We start from the raw sequence: 20,264 nt of genomic DNA, 5'->3' as shown, positions 1-20,264 counted from the left end.
GATACCCTGGGGGACGACGACCGTACCGATACCGATGCCGCAGAGGACCCGCGCCGACGTGTTCGACACCCTTTCCGATCGCCTCGCAGCGACGTTCAAGAACCTCCGGGGCAAGGGCCGCCTGAGCGAGGCGGACATCGACGCCACCGCCCGCGAGATCCGCATCGCGCTGCTGGAGGCGGACGTCGCGCTGCCGGTCGTCCGGGCCTTCATCAAGCAGGTCAAGGAGCGGGCGCTCGGGTCCGAGGTCTCCGGCGCGCTGAACCCGGCGCAGCAGATCATCAAGATCGTCAACGAGGAGCTCGTCGCGATCCTCGGCGGCGAGACCCGCCGGGTGCGGTTCGCCAAGAACGGCCCGACGGTCATCATGCTCGCCGGCCTCCAGGGTGCGGGTAAGACCACCCTCGCGGGCAAGCTCGGCCTCTGGCTGAAGAAGCAGAAGCACACCCCGCTGCTGGTCGCCTGTGACCTCCAGCGCCCCAACGCGGTCACCCAGCTCCAGGTGGTCGCCGAGCGCGCCGGCGTGGCCTTCTACGGCCCGCAGCCGGGCAACGGCGTCGGCGACCCGGTGCAGGTCGCCAAGGACTCGATCGAGTACGCCAAGCAGAAGCAGTACGACGTCGTCATCGTCGACACCGCCGGCCGCCTGGGCATCGACGCCGAGCTGATGCAGCAGGCCGCCGACATCCGCGCCGCGGTGAACCCGGACGAGGTCCTGTTCGTCGTCGACGCGATGATCGGCCAGGACGCGGTCACCACCGCGCAGGCCTTCCTCGACGGCGTCGACTTCACCGGTGTCGTGCTCTCCAAGCTCGACGGCGACGCCCGCGGCGGTGCCGCCCTGTCGGTCGCGCACGTCACCGGTCGGCAGATCATGTTCGCCTCCAACGGCGAGAAGGTCGACGACTTCGACGCGTTCCACCCGGACCGGATGGCCTCGCGCATCCTCGGCATGGGTGACGTCCTCTCGCTGATCGAGAAGGCCGAGCAGACCTTCTCGCAGGAGGAGGCCGAGAAGATCGCCGCCAAGCTGCGCGGCGGTCCGAAGCAGTTCACCCTGGACGACTTCCTGTCCCAGCTGGAGCAGGTCCAGAAGATGGGCTCGATCTCCAAGCTGCTCGGCATGCTGCCCGGCATGGGGCAGATCCGGGACCAGATCAACAACATCGACGACAAGGACGTCAACCGGGTCGGCGCGATCATCAAGTCGATGACCCCGGCCGAGCGCGCCGAGCCGGAGCTGATCAACGGCTCCCGCCGGGCCCGCATCGCCAAGGGTTCGGGCGTCCAGGTCGGCGAGGTCAAGAACCTGGTCGAGCGGTTCTTCGACGCCCGCAAGATGATGTCCGCGATGGCCTCCGGCAAGGGTGTGCCCGGCATGCCGGGGATCCCGGGCATGGGCGGCGGCGGGAAGAAGTCCGCCAAGAAGGCCCCGCAGGCCAAGGGCAAGCGCAAGAGCGGCAACCCGCTGAAGCGGGCGCAGGAGGAGGCCGCGGCCGCCGAGCGCCGCGCGCTCGGCCCGGGCGCCGGCCAGGGCCCGGCCGACGGCGGCGCGTTCGGGCTCGGCGCGGGCAAGGGCCCGGCGGACTTCGAGCTGCCCAAGGAGTTCAAGGACCTGCTGTAGTCCTCGACCAGGTGCGCGTAGCCGGCTGTAGGTCGTGGCCGGGTGTGGCCCCTGACCGGCTTTGACCGGCCTTGATCGGCTTGCGTCGGTCAAGGCCGGCTTTCGATCGGCCCGTCGTTCGGTGATCTCCGGGCGGCGGGCCGTTCGCATGTCCGATGATGTTGGTGTGCGAGTGACGATCAGGGCCCCGAGGGCCGAGGACGTGGTTCTGTACGCCGAGGCGGTCCGCCGGTCCGCCGAACACATCGGGCGGTGGAACCCGGTCGAGCCGGACGGCCTGCCCGATCTGCTGGAGCGCCAGGGTGCGGGCCTGCGCACCTTCCTGATCTTCGACCGGGAGACCGGCGGGCTGGTCGGCAAGGTGAACGTCGCCAACATCGTGATGGGCCGCTTCTGCAACGCGTCGCTGGGCTACGACTCGTACCTGCCGTTCGCCGGCACCGGGCGGATGACCGAGGGCCTGCGGCTGCTCGTGGACCGCTGCTTCGCGCCGCAGTCGGCCGGCGGGCTGGGCCTGCACCGGCTGGAGATCAACGTGCAGCCGGAGAACGAGCGCTCGATCGCGATGGCCAAGCGGCTCGGCTTCCGGCACGAGGGCTTCACCCCGCGGATGCTGTTCCTCCAGGGGGACTGGCGCGACCACGAGCGCTTCGCGCTGACCGCCGAGGAGTGGCCGGGAACCGAGGTGTGACCCTCGTCGGGGGAGCCCCCGGCGCGGCGTTGCGGTTGGCCCGCCCGGACGCCTGTCCGTATCGTCCGGTGGGTGACCGAACCCGTGCCGCCGCGCCAGACCCCGGACCAGCCCTGGCGGTCCGAGGGTGCCCCACCCCCGCCACCGCCCCGCCGCCGGATGCCCGGTGGCTGGGCGGGCCTCGTCCTCACCGCACTCGTCGTGTTCCTGATCTCCGACGTGCTGCTGTCCTTCTTCGGCAACGAGGCCGCCACCACGATCTCCTACACCGAGTTCAACAACCAGTTGAACAAGGGCAACATCACCAAGATCTACTCCAAGGGCGACTCGATCGAGGGGACCCTCAAGAGCGCCCAGCCCAAACCGGACGGCGGCAAGGGCAACTACACCGAGTTCGACACCCAGCGGCCGTCCTTCGCCGGGGACAACCTGTGGGCCACGCTGCAGCAGCACGGCGTCGAGGTCACCGCCACCTCGCCGGTCCAGCAGCGCAGCTTCCTCACCAACCTGCTGATCTCGCTCGCCCCGATGCTGCTGCTGGTCTTCATCTGGGTGCTGCTCGCCCGCCGGATGGCCGGCGGCCTCGGCGGCGGACCGCTCGGCCGCAAGGCGCCGCCCAAACCGGTCACCGCCGAGCAGGGCAAGCGCACCACCTTCGCCGACGTGGCCGGCATCGACGAGGTCGAGGCCGAACTCACCGAGGTGGTCGACTACCTGAAGAACCCCGACCGGTACCGCAGGCTCGGCGCCAAGATGCCGCGCGGCGTGCTGCTCAGCGGCCCGCCCGGGACCGGCAAGACGCTGCTCGCCCGGGCCGTGGCCGGTGAGGCGAACGTGCCGTTCTTCTCCGCCTCCGCCTCCGAGTTCATCGAGATGATCGTCGGCGTCGGCGCCAGCCGGGTGCGCGAACTGTTCGCCGAGGCCCGCAAGGTCGCCCCGGCCATCATCTTCATCGACGAGATCGACACCATCGGCCGCCAGCGCGGCGCCGGCGGCGGCATGGGCGGGCACGACGAGCGCGAGCAGACGCTCAACCAGATCCTCACCGAGATGGACGGCTTCACCGGCTCCGAGGGCGTCATCGTGATCGCCGCCACCAACCGGGCCGACGTGCTCGACCCCGCGCTGCTGCGCCCCGGACGCTTCGACCGGCGGATCACCGTCAGCCCGCCCGACCGGGAGGGCCGCGCCGCCATCCTGCGCATCCACACCCGGGCCGTCCCGCTGGCCGGCGACACCGACCTCAACCAGCTGGCCAAGGTCACCCCCGGGATGACCGGTGCCGAGCTCGCCAACCTGGTCAACGAGGCCGCCCTGCTGGCCGTCAAGCGCGAGCAGGACGCGGTCAACGAGCGGGACCTCTCGGACGCCCTGGAGAAGGTCCAACTCGGCGCCGTGCGGCCGCTGGTGATGCCGCAGGAGGAGCGCGAGCGGACGGCGTACCACGAGAGCGGGCACGCGCTGCTGGGCATGCTCCAGCCGGGCGCGGACCCGGTCCGGAAGATCACCATCGTGCCGCGCGGCCGGGCGCTCGGCGTCACCCTCTCCACCCCGGAGAACGACCGCTACTCGTACACCGAGCCCTACCTGCGCGGCCGGATCATCGGCGCGCTCGGCGGGATGGCCGCCGAGCAGGTGGTCTACGGGGTGATCACCACCGGCGCGGAGAGCGACCTGGAGCAGGTCACCAGCATCGCCCGCGGGATGGCCGGGCGCTGGGGGATGAGCGAGCGGGTCGGGCGGCTCACCGCGGTGCCCGCGGACGTGCAGGGCGCCGGTGCGTACGGGCTCTCCGCCGCGCCGACCACGCTGGACGCGGTGGACGAGGAGGCCCGGCGGATCGTCGCCGAGTGCTACGAGGACGCGGTGCGGATCCTGACCGAGCAGCGGCACCGGCTGGACGCGCTCGCGGCGGCGCTGCTGGAGGCGGAGACGCTGGACGAGGCGGAGGCCTACCGGGCGGCGGGGGTGCCGCGGAAGACGTCCGAGGAGGACGGGCCCGACGCTGCCGGTGGTGCCGGCGCTGCCGGTGGTTCCGGTGGTCCTGGGGGCTCCGGCGGTTCCGGTGGCGCCGACGGTTCCGGCGGGAAGTCGCTCGACCGGGCGTGAGGGCTATGACCGGGGGCGCTCGCCAGGGTGGCGGGCGCCCCCGGTTTTCGTTCCGTCAGCGCGGCCGCTCGGCGACCAGGTAGCGGAAGACGTTCTCCATCCGGACCGAGCCGTCCGCGCGCAGGTACGGCTGCAGCGCCTCCTCCAGCTCCTTGGCCACCAGCGAGGCGCCGGAGAACTCCTCGGCCGGCTCGAACAGCCCGGTGGAGAGCAGGCCGCGCACCGCGCTGTCCAGGTCCGGGTAGGCGAACGGGCAGCTCACCCGGCCGCTGCCGGCCGGGCGCAGGCCGGCCGGGGCCAGCAGGTCCTCCAGGGCACCGGGCACGCTCAGCTCGAAGGGGTCGCGCGCGGTGGTCCGGCCCGCCATCCGGCGTGCCACGTCCAGCACCGGGGCGCTCTCGCAGCGCTCCGTCGGGCCCCAGGCGGCCAGCACCACGTGCCCGCCCGGGAGGGCGAACCGGGCGGCCTCGGCGATCACGGAGCAGGGCTCGGCGGCGCCGGGCAACTGCTCGAAAACGGTCACCAGCGAATGGGCCGAGCGGGGGACGGCGGCGGTCGGCCGGGGCCCCGCGCACACCCGTAGCCGACGGTCCCGCGCCAGCTCGCGCAGCTCCTCCTGCGGCTCCTGCCCGGCGACCTGGGCACCCCGTCCGGCCGCGAGCAGCAGGGCCAGTCCGGACCGGCAGCCCAGCCCCAGCACACTGCTCGCCGGGCCGACCTCCAACCGGTCGTAGACCGCCTCGTAGAGCGGCACCAGCATGCGTTCCTGGATCTCCGCCCAGTCGCGCGCCCGCGCGGGCCGGGCGGCCCCGGGCCGTGGGTGGTGCGGCCGTACGCCCGTGGGTCGTACGGTCGCACCGGTCGTCCGAGCTGAAGCCATCGCGGCCTCCCATCCGGTCCTTAGGTGTGCTGCTACGGCTCCCCCAAAGTCCCGCCCCACTCCAGCGAACAGCGGGTCGGGCCCGGCGTCCAGAGGGGTGCAGGGTGGTGCGCGCGTGTCACGGTCGTGCGCCCCCTGCGGGGGCCGCGGGTGTGATACCGATTCGAAGTCGGGGGGCCGCTCCCCGTACCATTCGGCCCATGGCTAAGGCACCCGTTCTCACCCCTCAGGCGGAAGACTTCCCGCGCTGGTACCAGGACCTCATCAACAAGGCCGAGCTGGCCGACAACGGTCCGGTGCGCGGCACCATGGTCATCCGACCGTATGGCTACGGCCTGTGGGAGCGGATGCAGCAGGAGATGGACGCGCGCATCAAGAAGGCGGGCGCGCAGAACGCCTACTTCCCGATGTTCATCCCGCAGTCCTACCTGACCAAGGAAGCCGAGCACGTCGAGGGCTTCGCGCCCGAGCTCGCGGTGGTCACCCACGGCGGTGGCAAGCAGCTGGAGGAGCCGGTCGTGGTCCGGCCCACCTCCGAGACGATCATCAACGAGTACTTCTCCAAGTGGGTACAGAGCCACCGCGACCTGCCCCTGCTGATCAACCAGTGGGCCAACGTGGTCCGTTGGGAGCTGCGCCCGCGCGTCTTCCTGCGCACCACCGAGTTCCTCTGGCAGGAGGGCCACACCGCCCACGCCACGTACGAGGACGCCCGCGCCTACGCGTCGATGATCCACACCGACGTCTACGGCGACTTCATGACCAACGTGCTCGGCATCGACGTCGTGCTCGGCCGCAAGACCGCCAAGGAGCGCTTCGCCGGCGCCATCAACACCCTCACCCTCGAAGGCATGATGGGTGACGGCAAGGCGCTGCAGATGGGCACCAGCCACGAGCTGGGCCAGAACTTCGCCAAGGCGTTCAACACCACCTACCAGCTGCAGGGCGCCGAGCGCGAGTACGTCTGGCAGACCTCCTGGGGCGTCTCGACCCGCATGGTCGGCGGCCTGATCATGTCCCACGGCGACGACAACGGCCTGCGGGTGCCCCCGCGCCTGGCCGCGGTCCAGGCCGTCGTGCTCGCCATCAAGGGCGACGACGCGGTCATCGCCAAGGTCCGCGAGATCGGCGCCGCGCTGGAGGCGGCCGGCATCCGGGTCGTGGTCGACGACCGCACCGACACCCCGTTCGGCCGCCGCGCCGTCGACTGGGAGCTCAAGGGCGTTCCGCTGCGCATCGAGGTCGGCCCGCGCGACCTGGAGAACGGCACCGCGATGCTGGCCCGCCGCATCCCGGGCGGCAAGGAGCCGGTCTCCATCGACGCCCTGGCCGCGCTGCTGCCGGGCATCCTGGACGAGGACCAGGCGCTGCTGCTGCGCCAGTCCCGCGAGCGCCGCGAGGCCCGCACCGTCGACGTCAAGACCATCGACGAGGCCGCCGAGGCCGCCGCGACCGGCTGGGGCCGGATCTCCTGGGCCGAGCTCGGTCCGGAGGGCGAGGCCAAGCTGTCCGAGCAGGGCGTCTCGGTGCGCTGCATCGTCGCGGCCGACGGTTCGGTGCCGCAGTCGGACGACCAGGACGGCAATATCGCGATCGTCGCCCGCGCGTACTGATACCTCTTACTCACGGGTAGTGACCGTTACCGGCGACATTTGCCCGGAATGCGGGTGAGTAAGAATCCGGTAACTTTCGCAGAGGCGTCCCGGCACCGGACATCCCTACTGGCCGGTCAACTGCCGGTATTAACGGAATAGCGGTACGGTGTACGGCCCGTGGCCCTGTCAACTTCGGCAGGTCCGCGGGCCGTACGTCCAGGGGGCGACAGCCCGCCCCCGGGGACGGAATTCACGAGGCCCGCCGACTCTTCGACGGGCCGAAACCGGCAGGGGGTTGGTCTTGCGTCAGATCCGGAACGCGCAATTCGCGCGCAGTCGCGCATTCCTGGGAGTTCCCTGGGAATTCCCGGAGAACGGGAACATGCGGAACATCGGCTCACTCTGCATCGTTGGTCTAGCGTGAGCACGACACAGCCCCTCGTTCTCGCGGCCGAACTGGCCGCCGCCTGGAGTGACATCCAGGCCTACCACCAGGACCTCCCCGACCTGGCCTCGCCCGAGGCACTGATCGGCGAGTCCTCCTCGGCCTGTGGCACGCGGCTCGGCTTCGAGCGGCTCCTCCACGAGGCTGCCCACGGTCTGGCCGCGGCCCGGGACATCCGGGACACCTCGCGGGCCGGCCGCTACCACAACCGGCGCTTCCTGATGCTCGCCTCCGAGCTCGGTCTGGCGCACCCGGTCGAGCCGCACGCCAGCAGCGGCTTCTCCCAGGTGACCATGCTCAAGGAGACCCAGGAACGTTACGCCGAGACCATCGAACGCCTGGACCGCGCCCTCGGTGCGCACCAGGAGGCGGTGGCCGGCGAGGGCGCGAACCGCGCCTTCCGCGGCCCGGCCGCCCGGCACGGCTCCTCCGGGGGCGGCGTCCGGGTCAAGGCGGTCTGCGGCTGCGGGCGCAACGTCCGCGTCGTGCCGTCGGTGCTCGCGCAGGCGTCGATCGTCTGCGGGGCGTGCCAGCAGCCGTTCAAGATCGCTTAACCCGGTCGGGACCGCGTAACCCGGTCAGGATCGCGTAGCCGGGAAACCGGAACCGGCCGACGGCTGTGCGGGCAGCCGATGCGCCGGAGCGACCGACCGGATGGATGGATCGGTACCGGTGAGTCCGTGGGCTGACCGGGAGCGGGGGCTCCCGGTCGGACCCTGAGCGGCGGTGCGCGGCCGCGCACCGGGCAGTGGTTCCGTCCTGTCCTGAGCGGTGCCGCCCAGGTCCGGCCTGCAGGGCCGCGTGCGGGCGGTTCGCGCCGGTATGGCAGAATGGACAGCTGAGTACTCGGCAGCCGAGCAGGACCCCTCTCTCCTACGGCTGGCGTGTCCCTTGAACGACCCGCCCCGCAACCCCACGCGGACGGCGAGGCCGCTCACCCACGTCAACACCAGGAGAATCCACTCCCGTGGCAGTCAAGATCAAGCTGAAGCGTCTCGGCAAGATTCGCTCCCCGCACTACCGCATCGTCGTCGCCGACGCCCGCACCAAGCGTGACGGTCGCGCGATCGAGGAGATCGGCATCTACCAGCCGACCTACAACCCCTCGAAGATCGAGGTCGACAGCGACCGCGCCCAGTACTGGCTGTCCGTCGGCGCCCAGCCGACCGAGCCGGTGCTCGCCATCCTCAAGCTGACCGGCGACTGGCAGAAGTTCAAGGGCCTGCCGGCTCCGGAGCCGCTGAAGGTCGCCGAGCCGAAGGTCGAGGACTTCTCGCACCTGTTCGCGAAGGCCGTCGCCGGCTTCGAGGACGCCACCACCGGTGTCGCCATCACCCCGAAGGCCAAGAAGTCGGACAAGGCCGAGGCTGAGGCCGACGCCGCCGCCGAGGCCTGATCGTGATCGAGGACGCCCTCGACCACTTGGTGAAGGGCATCGTCGAGCACCCCGACGAGGTGCAGGTGCGCTCGCGCAACCTGCGTCGGGGGAACACCATCGAGGTGCGGGTGCACCCCGATGACCTCGGCAAGGTGATCGGCCGGGGCGGCCGCACGGCGCGCGCTCTGCGCACCGTGGTCGGCGCCCTCGGCGGTCGCAACGTCCGGGTCGACCTGGTCGACGTGGACAACATTCGCTGACGCAGCTGCTCGTTCAGCCGTCGGGCTTGAGGCCGACCGGGACGCATGTCGTCCCGGTCGGCCTTTTTCGTCGTGCCTCCCGTCGCGTCGTGCCCCGCGTCCCGCCACCTTCCGTCTCGCCATCACTCGTTTCAGGAAATCCAGGAGAACGATCACCGTGCAGCTCGTCGTCGGCAGGATCGGCCGTGCCCACGGCATCAGGGGGGACGTCAGTGTCGAGGTCCGCACCGACGAGCCGGAACTCCGGCTCGGCCCCGGTGCCGTCCTGCTCACCGACCCGGCCTCGGCCGGACCGCTGACCATCGAGTCCGGCCGGGTGCACAGCGGCCGACTGCTGCTGCGCTTCGCCGGCGTCAAGGACCGCAACGCGGCCGAGGCGCTGCGGGGCACCCTGCTCATCTCCGAGGTCGACCCGGAGGAGCGGCCCGAGGACCCGGAGGAGTACTACGACCACCAGCTGATCGGCCTGGACGTGGTGCTGCTCGACGGCACCCTGGTCGGCGAGCTGACCGAGGTGGTCCACCTGCCGTACCAGGACCTGCTCACGGTGAAGAAGGCCGACGGGACGGAGGTGCTGGTGCCCTTCGTCAGCCAGATCGTGCCGACCATCGACCTGGAGAACCAGCGGGCCGTGATCACCCCGCCGGCCGGCCTGATCGACCCCGAGCAGGCCGAGGTCGTCGGCGGTGCGGCGGAGGAACCGGAGGAGTCGGAGTGACCGCCGAACAGGCCGGTGCGGGTGTGGACGCGGGTGCCGGTGCCAGTGCTGCCGTTGCCGTGGATGCCGCCCAGGAGGCCGTGCCGGGCGTCCAGTCCGGGATGCGGATAGACGTCGTCACGATCTTCCCCGAGTACCTGGAGCCCCTGAACATCTCGCTGGTCGGCAAGGCCCGCGCCCGCGGCCAGCTGGACGTGCGCGTCCACGACCTGCGCGAGTGGACCCACGACGTGCACCGCACGGTGGACGACAGCCCGTACGGCGGCGGCCCCGGCATGGTGATGAAGCCCGAGCCGTGGGGCGAGGCGCTGGACGCGGTGGTGGCCGGCGGGCCCGAGGGCGAGCTGCCCACCCTGGTCGTGCCGACCCCGAGCGGGCGCCCGTTCACCCAGGAGCTCGCCCAGGAGCTGGCCGGCCGCCCCTGGCTGGCGTTCACCCCCGCGCGGTACGAGGGCATCGACCGCCGGGTGATCGAGGAGGCGGCCACCCGGATGCCGGTGGTCGAGGCCTCGATCGGCGACTACGTGCTGGCCGGCGGCGAGGTCGCCGTGCTGGTGATGGTCGAGGCGATCGCCCGGCTGCTGCCCGGGGTGCTCGGCAACGCCGAGTCCCACCGGGACGACTCCTTCGCGCCCGGTGCGATGGCCGACCTGCTGGAGGGCCCGGTCTACACCAAGCCCGCCGAGTGGCGCGGTCGGACGGTGCCGGACGTGCTGCTCAGCGGCAACCACGGCCGGATCGCCCGCTGGCGCCGGGAGCAGGCCTTCGCCCGCACCCTGGCGAACCGCCCCGACCTGGTCGGGCGCTGGCCGTACGGCGCCTTCGACAAGAAGGACCGGGAGGCGCTCAGCATCCTCGGCCTCGCCTGGGACGAGGGGCTCGGCCGATTTCGGTCCGTCGCCGGTGATGTGGAAGAATAGGCCGCTGTTGTCTGTCGCTGGTTCCCTTCCGTAGGGGGCACGTGGACCGGCGCCCCCGCCACGGGGGGATCGCCGTCAGCCGATGCGGCCCGCAACGAACCCCATTGTGACGAACTTCCGTGGGCGGCCCGTGGCGCCTGCGATGGAGAGCAACATGAGCAACAAGCTCGCTGCTGTCGACGCGGCCTCGCTGCGCACCGACATCCCGGCCTTCCGCGCCGGTGACACCCTGAAGGTCCACGTCCGGGTCATCGAGGGCAACCGCTCCCGTGTCCAGGTCTTCCAGGGCGTCGTCATCCGTCGCCACGGCGCCGGCGTCGGTGAGACCTTCACCGTTCGCAAGGTCAGCTTCAACGTCGGCGTGGAGCGCACCTTCCCGGTGCACACCCCGGTCGTCGAGAAGATCGAGGTCGTGACCCGCGGTGCGGTTCGCCGCGCCAAGCTGTACTACCTGCGTGACCTCCGCGGCAAGGCCGCGAAGATCAAGGAGAAGCGCGACCGCTGATCCACCGACCCTCGGCCTCGCCGGGGGATCGGAGAGCTCTGAAGGGCCGGGCCGCCGCAAGGTAAGCTCACCCCCCGATGAGCACGCACGAACCACCCGCGGACCGCGACGGCAGTCCCGCACCCACCGGTGCGGACTCGCTGTCGCGGTCCGCGGTCGTTTCCGGGGGTGCCGCTACTGCTCCCGCTGCTCCCGCTGCTCCTATTGCTTCCGGGGGTGCGGAGCCGCAGGGCGGTGAGCGGCGGCGACAGGGCGAGGAGACGGGCCGGGCCGGGGAAGCGGGACCGGATGGCCGGTCGGCCCCGGCCGCGGAGCCCGACCCCGGTGTGGAGCCCGATCCGGACGAGCAGTCCGGTCCAGGCGAGGAGCCCGACTCGGACGAGGAGCCCGACTCGGACGAGCAGCCCGATCCGGACGAGGGGGTCGATCCGGACGAGGAGCCCGGGCGCTCGCGTTCGTGGGACCTGCTGCTGTTGGTCGGGATCTGCCTGGGGGCCCTGCTCCTGGTGAACGCCTTCGTCGCCCGGCCGTACTCGGTGCCCTCCGGTTCGATGGAGGAGACGCTGCGCCCCGGCGACCGGCTGATCGCGAACCAGCTCGCCTACGCCTTCGGTGGCCACCCCCAGCGGGGCGACATCGTGGTCTTCGACGGTACGGGCTCCTTCCTCCCGGCCCCGGCGGAGCCGCCCGGGTTCTGGGACGGGCTGCGTTCGCTCGGCCGTGACCTCGGGCTGGCCCCGGCCGGGGACACCGTCTACGTCAAGCGCGTGATCGGCGTCGGCGGGGACCGGGTCACCAGCACCGGGCCGGGCGCGCCGATCACCGTCAACGGCGTGCCGGTGGACGAGACCGCCTACCTGGACCCGGGCGACCAGCCGTCCGACGTGGCCTTCGACATCGTGGTGCCGGCCGGCAAGCTGTTCGTGCTGGGCGACCACCGGAGCGCCTCCCGGGATTCGCGCGACCACCTCGGCGAGCCCGGCGGCGGCTTCGTGCGCGAGGACAAGGTGATCGGCCGGGCGGACTGGGTGGTCTACCCGTTCTCCCGCTGGACCAGCCTGGACCGGCCCGCGGCCTTCGCCGTGACTGCGGGGACGGGTGGTCATGGGAACCAGAGGTAGGGGGCGGGTCGCCGACCGCCGGGCCCCGGAGCCGGAGGACGGTAGACCGGACGGCGGCAGACCGGGCGACGGCAGACCGGGCGACGCGCCGTTCGACCCGGCCCCGCCGGCCCGAGGCCGCGCCGAGCGCCGCCGCAGCGCCCGCCGGGCGGCCCGACGGCGCAAGCGCTCGCTGCTGCGGGAGTTCCCGCTGATCGTCCTGGTGGCGCTGCTGGTGGCGCTGGTGATGAAGACCTTCCTGATCCAGGTGTTCGTGATCCCCTCGGGCTCGATGGAGCAGACCATCCAGATCGGGGACCGGGTGCTGGTGGACAAGCTGACCCCCTGGTTCGGTAGTGAGCCGCAGCGCGGCGACGTGGTGGTGTTCAAGGACCCGGGCGGCTGGCTGGAGCACGATCGCAAGCCGTCCGACGACGGTCCGGTGCTGGGCGCGGCCAAACAGGTGCTCACCTTCGTCGGGCTGCTGCCGTCAGAGAACGAGCAGGACCTGATCAAGCGCGTGATCGGCGTCGGCGGGGACACCGTCGAGTGCTGCGACGCGCAGGGGCGGCTCAGCATCAACGGTCGTGCCGTGGAGGAGACGTACCTGGCGCCGGGCAACCCGCCCTCCCGGCAGTCCTTCAAGGTCACGGTGCCGAAGGGACGCCTGTGGGTGATGGGCGACCACCGGGACGTCTCCGCCGACTCCCGCTTCCACATGGGCAATCCGGGACAGGGCACCGTCCCGCTGAGCGACGTGGTCGGTCGAGCGTTCCTGATCGGCTTTCCGTTGGACCGCTTCCATCAACTCGATGAGCCGAGTTCACTCTCCTCTCTCGCCCTGGCTCCGCAGGCCGGGGGAACTGTGCCGAGATCGATGGGCGTTGGGCCGGTTCCCGTGGAACCCCCGCTCGTTATGGGGGTGTTGGGCATCCTTCCGTTCGTCGTTCGTCGGCCGGGGCGGCCTCCCGAGTGAGCCAGCCCGGGTGCCGAACGGCCGGATCGCGCGTGTGGAACCGCAAGCCGGATGCTCTGGAGTGATAGAGAAGTGCAGGTGCGGCCGGGAGCGGTCCCGGTCGTGCTCCGAAGCCGTGTTGGGTGTCAGGGGAGTCCACTGTGGGCAGCCCTGATGCGTTCATGGTCGTGGTGAGCGTGGTGCCCGCTGTGCGGCACTCTGAGCGCGGGCGCGCGGGCGTCCGCACAGCAGGGAGGAGACGTTGTGGGGGATTTGGCGATCGGCGCCCGCTCAGGCGCCGGGGATCCCGAGGGCCTGGGCAACAGGGTGACCCAGTCGGCGGAGTCCTCGGCACCGTCCGCCGCGGTCGACGACGCGGCGGCCCAGTCCGCCGATGAACACCACACCGGGGCGGACGGATCCCCGGAACCCCAGGAGCCGGAGACCGAGGCGGTGAACAGCGCGACGGGGAAGACCCCGGCCAAGCCGCGCAAGCAGCGCTCCTTCCTGAAGGAGCTGCCGATCCTGATCGGCATCGCGCTGATCCTCGCTCTCGTGATCAAGACCTTCTTCGTCCAGGCGTTCTCCATTCCGTCGGAGTCGATGCAGAACACGCTGCAGGTCGGCGACCGCGTCCTGGTGGACAAGCTGACCCCCTGGTTCGGGGCCGAACCCGAGCGCGGCGAGGTCGTGGTGTTCCACGACCCGGGCGGCTGGCTGAACGACGAGCCCACCCCGCAGAGCAGCAACTCCTTCGTCCGCGGTGTCCAGGACGTGCTCAGCTTCGTCGGCCTGATGCCCTCCGCCAACGAGAAGGACCTGATCAAGCGGGTCATCGCGGTCGGCGGGGACACCGTCGAGTGCAAGGGAGACGGACCGGTCACGGTCAACGGTGTCGCGCTCAACGAGCCGTACATCTACCCGGGCAACACCCCGTGCGGGACACAGCCCTTCGGCCCGGTGAAGGTGCCGGACGGCCGCATCTGGGTGATGGGCGACCACCGCGCCGACTCGCTGGACTCCCGCTTCCACATGGACCAGCCGGGCGGCGGGTCCGTGCCGGTGGACAACGTGATCGGGCGAGCCTTCGTGGTGGCCTGGCCGATCAGCCACTGGTCCACGCTCCCGGTGCCGGACACCTTCGACCAGAAGGGCCTGGCGGCGGCCTTGCCGGTGGCGCCGCCCGTGGCCGGCGCGGTGGGTGCCGTCGCCCTTCTTCCGCTGGTGCGTCGGGTTCGGACCCGGGCGGACCGCCGGAAGGAGTCCTGAGCTCCACCGGGTCCTCCCCGACCCTTGCGCGGGCCGTGGTACCGACGAGTAATCTGCTCGGACGTGCCACGGCCCGTCGGCGTTTCCGCCCGTGCCCCCGGCGTGCCAGTGGTGTTCTCCGGTCGGCCAGAGGTGGACGGTGTCGATGAGCAGTGTCGTGGAACAGCCGGCCGACAGCCCGGCGGCGCCCGCCCGACCCCGCCGCAGGCCCGCCGCGGTGCTGCAGGGGATCGCGCTGGCCGTCGGACTGGTGCTGATGGTCGGCGGCTTCGCCCTGATCGCCGTCGACTACCGGCCGTACAAGATCCCGACCGCCTCGATGCACCCGACGCTGCAGATCGGGGACACCGTCCTCGCCCGCAAGGTCGACGGCGGAGCCATCGGCCGGGGGGACGTCGTGGTCTTCCGCGACCAGGCCTGGGGCGGGGAGCTCATGGTCAAGCGGGTGGTCGCGATCGGCGGGGACACCGTCGCCACCACCGGCGCCGACCAGCGGCTGACCGTCGACGGACAGCCGGTGGACGAGCCCTACCTCGCGACGCAGGGCCGTCAGGGCGAGTCGTTCAGCGTGACGGTGCCGCAGGGGAGGCTGTTCCTGCTCGGCGACAACCGGCTCGGCTCGCTCGACTCCCGCACCCACATCGAGGTCGACGGCGGGACCGTCCCGACGACCGCCGTCGAGGCCAGGGTCGAGGCCACCCTGCTGCCCTTCGGTCGGACGGGTGTGCTCGACCGGGTCACGGCCTTCGACGGGCTCGCGGGCCCGAAGGCCTCCCGGCCGGGGCCGCTGCAGCCGGCCGCCTACGCCAGCGTTGCGGGCGCGGCGCTGATCCTCGTGACCTCGGCGGTGGGCGGGGTGGCGGGCCTGGCCCGTCGGCTCCGCCGGGGGCGCAGCTCCTGAGCGCGACCGCCGCCGGTCGGGCCGCTCTGCCGAACATCGCCCCGGACGGACGCGTCGGGTGGCAGGATCGGTAGCGCCACCGGCGCGGACGGAAGGAGCGTGGAGCGCTGCCATGACAGCACAGCGTCGCAGGGCGGCGCGGATCCTGCTGCTGGACGGGCTGGACCGCATCCTCCTCTTCCTGGGCTCCGACCCGGCCGTGCCGGAGGAGACGTGGTGGTTCACGCCAGGGGGCGGCTTGGAGCCGGGCGAGGACGTGCGCGAGGCCGCAGAGCGGGAGCTCGCGGAGGAGACCGGCCTGCGGGGTGTGGACCTGGGGCCCTTGGTGGCGTACGGCACGGTGTCGTTCTCCTTTCAGGGACAGCGCTACGAGCAGGAACAGTGGTTCCACCTGGCCCGGACCGCGGAGACGGGTCTGGACCACTCGGGCATGGGCGATGAGGAACACGCCCAGCTGCTCGCGGCGCGCTGGTGGACGGTCGAGGAACTGCGGGGGACGGCCGAGACGGTCTATCCGGCCGGACTGGCGGACTTCCTGGGACGACTGCTGGCAGAGGGCCCGCCGGTCGATCCGGTACGGCTCTGAGCGTGGGTGCGGTGGTCCACAATGGGTGGACTGACAAGTTGAGGGGACGCCTGGATGAGTGCCGAAGATCTCGAAAAGTACGAGACCGAGATGGAGCTCAAGCTCTACCGGGAGTACCGGGACGTCGTCGGCCTGTTCAAGTACGTGATCGAGACCGAGCGACGGTTCTACCTCACCAACGACTACGAGCTGCAGGTGCACTCGGTCCAGGGCGAGGTGTTCTTCGAGGTGTCGATGGCGGATGCGTGGGTCTGGGACATGTACCGGCCGGCCCGGTTCGTCCGCAAGGTCCGGGTGCTGACCTTCAAGGACGTGAACATCGAGGAACTCGCGAAGAGCGATCTGGAGCTGCCCTCGGACGAGTCCGGCTTCGGGAACTGACGTTGGACGACTCCGTCCCGCGTTGTCCAGCCGAATTTCGCGTGACGCGGGCATCTCACCCCTGCGGGTGACAAGAGTTATCCACAGGCCCGGGTTATCCACAGGGGAACCGAATTCCCCGATCCCACCGCGCACGGTGGTGCAGCCTCCTCGGCGGAGGTGGTCACCATGCAGAACACCATCGTGCAGGACCAGGCCGTACCGAACACGGCCACAGCCGGGCAGGGCGCCGACAGGAGCCCGGAGCGCGGCACCAGGAACGGGCTCGGCCGCTACGGGGAGCGGGTAGCCGCCCGGCACCTCACGGAGGCCGGGCTCCTCATCCTGGACCGCAACTGGCGCTGCGTCGAGGGCGAGCTGGACATCGTCGCCCTCGACGGGGACACCGTTGCGATCTGCGAGGTGAAGACCCGCTCCGAGCGGGGTTTCCAGCAGCCCACCGAGGCCATCGACCAGGCCAAGGCCGCCCGGCTGCAGCGCCTGGCCGAGCGTTGGATGGCCGAACGCTGGCCCGGGAAGTTCGCGCAACTGGCCGGGCCCGGCTACGACCCGGGGCCGACGGATCCGCAGTGGCCGCCCGCCCCACCGGGCGGGGTGCGGATCGATCTGGTCGCCGTGGTCAACCGGGCGCGGGGTGCGGCCCTGGTCGACCACCTGCGGGGGGTGGTCTGAGATGGCCTTCGCCCGTACCTGTTCCGTCGCACTGGTCGGGGTCGACGGAGTGATCGTCGAGGTCCAGGCCGATCTGGAGCCCGGGGTGGCCGCGTTCACCCTGGTCGGCCTGCCCGACAAGGCACTCAGCGAGGCCCGGGACCGCGTCCGCGCGGCGGTCTGCAACAGCGGGGAGGCCTGGCCCCAGCGCAAGCTGACCGTCGGCCTCAGCCCCGCCTCGGTGCCCAAGAGCGGCAGCGGCTTCGACCTGGCGGTGGCCTGCGCCGTACTGGCCGCCGCCGAGCGGCTGGACCCGTCCTCCATCGCCGAGCTGCTGCTCATCGGGGAGCTGGGGCTGGACGGCCGGGTGCGGCCGGTCCGCGGGGTACTGCCGTCGGTGCTGGCCGCAGCCGACGCCGGGTACGAACGGGTGGTGGTCGCCGAGCAGACCGCGCCCGAGGCCTCACTCGTCCCCGGGGTCACGGTGACCGGCATCCGCAGCCTGCGCCAGCTGGTCGCCATCCTGACCGGGGCGGCCGAGCCGGAGGAGCCGCCCGATCCCATCGGCGGCCGGCCGGATCCGCTGATGGCCGGCCTGATGCTGCCCAGCGCGAGCGTGCGGGGCCTGTCGGACGACAAGGCGCTCCGCCTCGACATGGCCGACGTGGCCGGCCAGTACGAGGCCCGGCGGGCCCTGGAGATCGCCGCCGCCGGCGGGCACCACCTCTACCTCAAGGGGCCGCCGGGCGCGGGCAAGACCATGCTGGCGGAGCGGCTGCCCTCGCTGCTCCCGCCGCTGACCCAGACGGAGGCGCTGGAGGTCACCGCCGTCCACTCGGTGGCGGGCCTGCTCCCGGCCGGGCGCCCGCTGATCGACACCGCGCCCTACTGCGCCCCGCACCACTCCACCACGATGCCCGCGATCGTCGGTGGCGGCAGCGGCCTGCCGAGGCCGGGTGCGGTCTCGCTGGCGCACCGGGGCGTGCTGTTCCTGGACGAGGCGCCGGAGTTCCCGGTGCGGGTGCTCGACGCGCTGCGCCAGCCGCTGGAGGCCGGCGAGGTGGTGATCGCCCGCTCGGCCGGATCGCTGAGGCTCCCGGCCCGCTTCCTCCTCTGCCTGGCCGCCAACCCCTGTCCGTGCGGCCGGTACTCGCGGCGGGGCGAAGGCTGTGAGTGCACTCCCGCGATGGTCAGCCGGTACCAGGGGCGGCTCTCCGGACCGCTGCTGGACCGGGTCGACCTCCAGGTCCAGGTCGCCCCGGTGACCAGGATCGAACTCATGGAGCGGGACGCCACGGCGGAGAGCACCGAGACCGTCGCGGCCCGGGTGCTGGCCGCACGGGAACGAGCGGCGGCCCGGCTGGCGCACACCCCGTGGCGGACCAACGCCGAGGTGCCGGGCCACGAGCTGCGCACCCGCTGGCAGCTCGCGGCCGGCGCGCTCAACGACGTCGCACGCCAGTTGGAGCGCGGACTGCTGACCGCCCGCGGCCTGGACCGGGTGCTCCGGGTCGCGTGGACGGTCGCCGACCTGGCCGGCCGCGACCGGCCGGACCAGCGGGACGTCCGCACCGCACTGGTCCTGCGCACCGGGGTCGAACAGGGGCTGCCGCTGACCGAGCGCGTCCTCGGCCGACTCGGGCGCATCCCGGCCCAGCGGGTGAGCGACCCGGGCGACGACCGGCCCGGGAGGCCGGGCCAGCACCCGCCGAACGAGGAGAGCAACGAGGAGAGCGAGGCATGAATCAGTTGTTGAGACACCCTCATAGGCCCCACGCGGCCGAGACCGACACCACGGTCGCGCCCGATCCGGAGCGCCTCGCCCGTGTCGTGCTCAACCGGCTCAGTGAGCCGGGGGACGCGGTGGTGGGCCGCTGGCTCGGCCGGCTCTCCGCCGTGGACGTCGTCCGGGCGATCCGGACCGGCACCGTCCCCGAGCACCCCGCACTGGACGCGGAGAGGCTCGCCGCCTACCAGGCCCGACTTCCGGGCCTCGACCCGGCAGAGGACCTGAAACGGGTACACGCCGTCGGCGGACGCTTCATCATTCCGGGTGACACGGAATGGCCCAGTCAACTGGACGACCTCGGCGACGGACGTCCGATCGGGCTGTGGACCACCGGTACCGGTTCACTGCGGCTGCTCGCCCTCCGCTCGGTGGCCGTGGTGGGCTCCCGGGCCTGTACGGCCTACGGCGCCCACGTGGCCGGGGAGCTGTCGGCCCAACTGGCCGAGCGCGGCTGGGTGGTGGTCTCCGGAGCCGCCTACGGGATCGACGCGTCCGCCCACCGAGGGGCGCTCGCCGTCGGAGGTATGACCATCGGCGTACTCGCCTGCGGGGTCGACGTGGCCTACCCGAAGGGGAACGCCGAGCTGATCCGGCGGATCGGCGCCCAGGGCCTGCTGGTCAGCGAACTCCCGCCGGGGGAGCACCCGAACCGCTTCCGCTTCGTGCTCCGCAACCGGGTCATCGCGGCGCTCACCCGGGGAACGGTGGTGGTCGAGGCGGCCGTGCGCAGCGGCGCCCTGAGCACGGCCAGACGGGCGCGGGACCTCAACCGGCACACCATGGGCGTCGCCGGCCCGGTGACCTCGGAACTGTCCGCCGGGGTGCACGCCCTGATCCGCAGCGGCGGAGCCACCCTGGTCACCGACGCCGCCGAGATCACCGAGCTGATCGGGGCGATCGGGGACGACCTGGCACCGCAGCGCAGCGGCCCGGTGCTGCCCCGCGACCTGCTGGAACCGGCGGTGGCCCGGGTGCTGGAGGCCGTTCCGGCCACCGCGGACGGAGCCCCGGTCGAGAGACTGGCCCGGCAATCCGGGCTCCCCGCGGACGAAGTCCTCCAGCGGCTCTACGAGTTGACCTCGCTCGGTTATGTGGAGCGACACGGCGCCCACTGGCGCATGGTGCGGAGGAGGTGATCGTCGGAACAGGACACGGATACGCCTGGGGAAGGCCTGTCGAACGGCCCGACTGACCTGCTGATCCGGTTCTTCCGTGCGTTGCCCGGATTCGGCGGGCGAATGCCACCGGATCGGGGGACGACCGAGTGGCGGTAGCGCTTTGCAGTGAGTTGGTCACGCTACGCTCCACCCACATGCCTTCCCTATCAGCACATGACTCGGCAGAACGGCGCAGACCAACGCATGCCCACACACATTCCCGGACACAGAGTGACCGGTGGCGCTCGGTCCGCGGGAGGGCCGCGGACCGAGCGGCGTCCCGTGACCGAGTTCCCGTCCAAGTCGGCGGGGACGATGGGAGGCCTGTCGCGACAGGGCGGCCGGCCGAC

The 20,264-nt window shown here is 71.8% G+C and carries 20 protein-coding genes; 19 read left to right on the top strand and 1 reads right to left on the bottom strand.

What is annotated here, in order from left to right; genetic code table 11:
* The first annotated feature begins 58 nt into the window (after nucleotides 1-58).
* The 3 genes from ffh (at nucleotide 59) to ftsH (ending at nucleotide 4,424) form a co-directional block, all read left to right on the top strand.
* Nucleotides 59-1,624 (top strand): signal recognition particle protein, encoded by a 1,566-nt coding sequence (gene ffh / locus RZ50_RS02905; RefSeq protein ID WP_196946926.1) that lies wholly within the window; start codon nucleotides 59-61, stop codon nucleotides 1,622-1,624.
* A gap of 148 nt (nucleotides 1,625-1,772) precedes the next feature.
* A complete protein-coding gene (locus tag RZ50_RS02900; protein ID WP_196946887.1) occupies nucleotides 1,773-2,315 on the top strand; it encodes a GNAT family N-acetyltransferase in 543 nt (180 codons plus the stop codon).
* A gap of 72 nt (nucleotides 2,316-2,387) precedes the next feature.
* Nucleotides 2,388-4,424 carry an ATP-dependent zinc metalloprotease FtsH gene (gene ftsH / locus RZ50_RS02895; RefSeq protein WP_196946888.1) on the top strand — a complete coding sequence of 679 codons (2,037 nt, stop codon included), beginning with the start codon at nucleotides 2,388-2,390 and terminating at the stop codon, nucleotides 4,422-4,424.
* A 55-nt stretch (nucleotides 4,425-4,479) separates the two neighbouring features.
* On the opposite strand, the gene RZ50_RS02890 is transcribed toward ftsH, so the two are convergent.
* Nucleotides 4,480-5,304 carry a class I SAM-dependent methyltransferase gene (locus RZ50_RS02890; RefSeq protein WP_196946889.1) on the bottom strand — a complete coding sequence of 275 codons (825 nt, stop codon included), beginning with the start codon at nucleotides 5,302-5,304 and terminating at the stop codon, nucleotides 4,480-4,482.
* Between the two features lie 200 nt (nucleotides 5,305-5,504).
* Here RZ50_RS02890 and proS point away from each other — a divergent pair, with 200 nt between their 5' ends.
* From proS to dprA, 16 genes are all read left to right on the top strand, one after another.
* A complete protein-coding gene (gene proS, locus RZ50_RS02885; protein WP_196946890.1) occupies nucleotides 5,505-6,917 on the top strand; it encodes a proline--tRNA ligase in 1,413 nt (470 codons plus the stop codon).
* A 402-nt stretch (nucleotides 6,918-7,319) separates the two neighbouring features.
* Nucleotides 7,320-7,898, top strand: a complete 579-nt coding sequence (locus RZ50_RS02880; protein ID WP_196946891.1) for a hypothetical protein — start codon at nucleotides 7,320-7,322, stop codon at nucleotides 7,896-7,898.
* 413 nt (nucleotides 7,899-8,311) lie between these two features.
* Nucleotides 8,312-8,740 carry a 30S ribosomal protein S16 gene (gene rpsP / locus RZ50_RS02875; protein ID WP_196946892.1) on the top strand — a complete coding sequence of 143 codons (429 nt, stop codon included), beginning with the start codon at nucleotides 8,312-8,314 and terminating at the stop codon, nucleotides 8,738-8,740.
* A gap of 2 nt (nucleotides 8,741-8,742) precedes the next feature.
* Nucleotides 8,743-8,982, top strand: a complete 240-nt coding sequence (locus RZ50_RS02870) for an RNA-binding protein (RefSeq protein WP_030056773.1) — start codon at nucleotides 8,743-8,745, stop codon at nucleotides 8,980-8,982.
* Between the two features lie 157 nt (nucleotides 8,983-9,139).
* Nucleotides 9,140-9,700, top strand: coding sequence for a ribosome maturation factor RimM (rimM, locus tag RZ50_RS02865; RefSeq protein ID WP_196946893.1), 561 nt, complete (start codon nucleotides 9,140-9,142; stop codon nucleotides 9,698-9,700).
* A 101-nt stretch (nucleotides 9,701-9,801) separates the two neighbouring features.
* The gene (gene trmD / locus RZ50_RS02860; protein WP_196946927.1) at nucleotides 9,802-10,620 is read left to right on the top strand and encodes a tRNA (guanosine(37)-N1)-methyltransferase TrmD; all 819 of its coding nucleotides are present in this window, start codon (nucleotides 9,802-9,804) and stop codon (nucleotides 10,618-10,620) included.
* Nucleotides 10,621-10,774: 154 nt separating this feature from the next.
* The gene (rplS, locus tag RZ50_RS02855) at nucleotides 10,775-11,125 is read left to right on the top strand and encodes a 50S ribosomal protein L19 (RefSeq protein WP_030243502.1); all 351 of its coding nucleotides are present in this window, start codon (nucleotides 10,775-10,777) and stop codon (nucleotides 11,123-11,125) included.
* A gap of 326 nt (nucleotides 11,126-11,451) precedes the next feature.
* Entirely contained in the window at nucleotides 11,452-12,246 is a 795-nt protein-coding gene (gene lepB, locus RZ50_RS02850; RefSeq protein WP_196946894.1) for a signal peptidase I, read from the top strand.
* Entirely contained in the window at nucleotides 12,230-13,201 is a 972-nt protein-coding gene (gene lepB / locus RZ50_RS02845) for a signal peptidase I (RefSeq protein ID WP_196946895.1), read from the top strand. Before lepB (RZ50_RS02850) ends, lepB (RZ50_RS02845) begins: the two co-directional genes overlap by 17 nt.
* A gap of 243 nt (nucleotides 13,202-13,444) precedes the next feature.
* Entirely contained in the window at nucleotides 13,445-14,449 is a 1,005-nt protein-coding gene (lepB, locus tag RZ50_RS02840) for a signal peptidase I (RefSeq protein WP_196946896.1), read from the top strand.
* 145 nt (nucleotides 14,450-14,594) lie between these two features.
* Nucleotides 14,595-15,350, top strand: coding sequence for a signal peptidase I (gene lepB / locus RZ50_RS02835; RefSeq protein ID WP_196946897.1), 756 nt, complete (start codon nucleotides 14,595-14,597; stop codon nucleotides 15,348-15,350).
* Between the two features lie 112 nt (nucleotides 15,351-15,462).
* Nucleotides 15,463-15,936 carry an NUDIX hydrolase gene (locus tag RZ50_RS02830; RefSeq protein ID WP_196946898.1) on the top strand — a complete coding sequence of 158 codons (474 nt, stop codon included), beginning with the start codon at nucleotides 15,463-15,465 and terminating at the stop codon, nucleotides 15,934-15,936.
* Between the two features lie 54 nt (nucleotides 15,937-15,990).
* Nucleotides 15,991-16,317: a DUF2469 domain-containing protein gene (locus tag RZ50_RS02825; protein ID WP_030056781.1), complete on the top strand. Its 327-nt coding sequence runs from the start codon at nucleotides 15,991-15,993 to the stop codon at nucleotides 16,315-16,317.
* Nucleotides 16,318-16,485: 168 nt separating this feature from the next.
* Complete coding sequence (locus RZ50_RS02820; RefSeq protein WP_196946899.1) at nucleotides 16,486-16,989, top strand: YraN family protein; 504 nt, start codon at nucleotides 16,486-16,488, stop codon at nucleotides 16,987-16,989.
* A gap of 1 nt (nucleotide 16,990) precedes the next feature.
* Entirely contained in the window at nucleotides 16,991-18,712 is a 1,722-nt protein-coding gene (locus RZ50_RS02815; RefSeq protein ID WP_196946900.1) for a YifB family Mg chelatase-like AAA ATPase, read from the top strand.
* Complete coding sequence (gene dprA, locus RZ50_RS02810) at nucleotides 18,709-19,893, top strand: DNA-processing protein DprA (protein WP_196946901.1); 1,185 nt, start codon at nucleotides 18,709-18,711, stop codon at nucleotides 19,891-19,893. The genes RZ50_RS02815 and dprA overlap by 4 nt, the downstream gene beginning before the upstream one ends.
* Nucleotides 19,894-20,264 lie beyond the last annotated feature (371 nt).

It is taken from the genome of Kitasatospora sp. SUK 42 (assembly GCF_015776785.2).
In the GTDB taxonomy this organism is placed as follows: Bacteria; Actinomycetota; Actinomycetes; order Streptomycetales; family Streptomycetaceae; genus Kitasatospora.
Note: the sequence above shows the minus strand (reverse complement) of the source record. Positions and strands in the feature narration are given on the sequence as shown.

Bases quoted from the DNA above. Each gene is read 5' to 3' on its own strand.
- RZ50_RS02900 (WP_196946887.1), top strand. From the start codon at position 1,773: ATGTCCGATGATGTTGGTGTGCGAGTGACGATCAGGGCCCCGAGGGCC.
- RZ50_RS02890 (WP_196946889.1), bottom strand. From the start codon at position 5,304: ATGGCTTCAGCTCGGACGACCGGTGCGACCGTACGACCCACGGGCGTA.
- proS (WP_196946890.1), top strand. From the start codon at position 5,505: ATGGCTAAGGCACCCGTTCTCACCCCTCAGGCGGAAGACTTCCCGCGC.
- trmD (WP_196946927.1), top strand. From the start codon at position 9,802: ATGCGGATAGACGTCGTCACGATCTTCCCCGAGTACCTGGAGCCCCTG.
- rplS (WP_030243502.1), top strand. From the start codon at position 10,775: ATGAGCAACAAGCTCGCTGCTGTCGACGCGGCCTCGCTGCGCACCGAC.
- lepB (WP_196946895.1), top strand. From the start codon at position 12,230: ATGGGAACCAGAGGTAGGGGGCGGGTCGCCGACCGCCGGGCCCCGGAG.
- lepB (WP_196946897.1), top strand. From the start codon at position 14,595: ATGAGCAGTGTCGTGGAACAGCCGGCCGACAGCCCGGCGGCGCCCGCC.
- RZ50_RS02830 (WP_196946898.1), top strand. From the start codon at position 15,463: ATGACAGCACAGCGTCGCAGGGCGGCGCGGATCCTGCTGCTGGACGGG.
- RZ50_RS02825 (WP_030056781.1), top strand. From the start codon at position 15,991: ATGAGTGCCGAAGATCTCGAAAAGTACGAGACCGAGATGGAGCTCAAG.
- RZ50_RS02820 (WP_196946899.1), top strand. From the start codon at position 16,486: ATGCAGAACACCATCGTGCAGGACCAGGCCGTACCGAACACGGCCACA.
- RZ50_RS02815 (WP_196946900.1), top strand. From the start codon at position 16,991: ATGGCCTTCGCCCGTACCTGTTCCGTCGCACTGGTCGGGGTCGACGGA.
- dprA (WP_196946901.1), top strand. From the start codon at position 18,709: ATGAATCAGTTGTTGAGACACCCTCATAGGCCCCACGCGGCCGAGACC.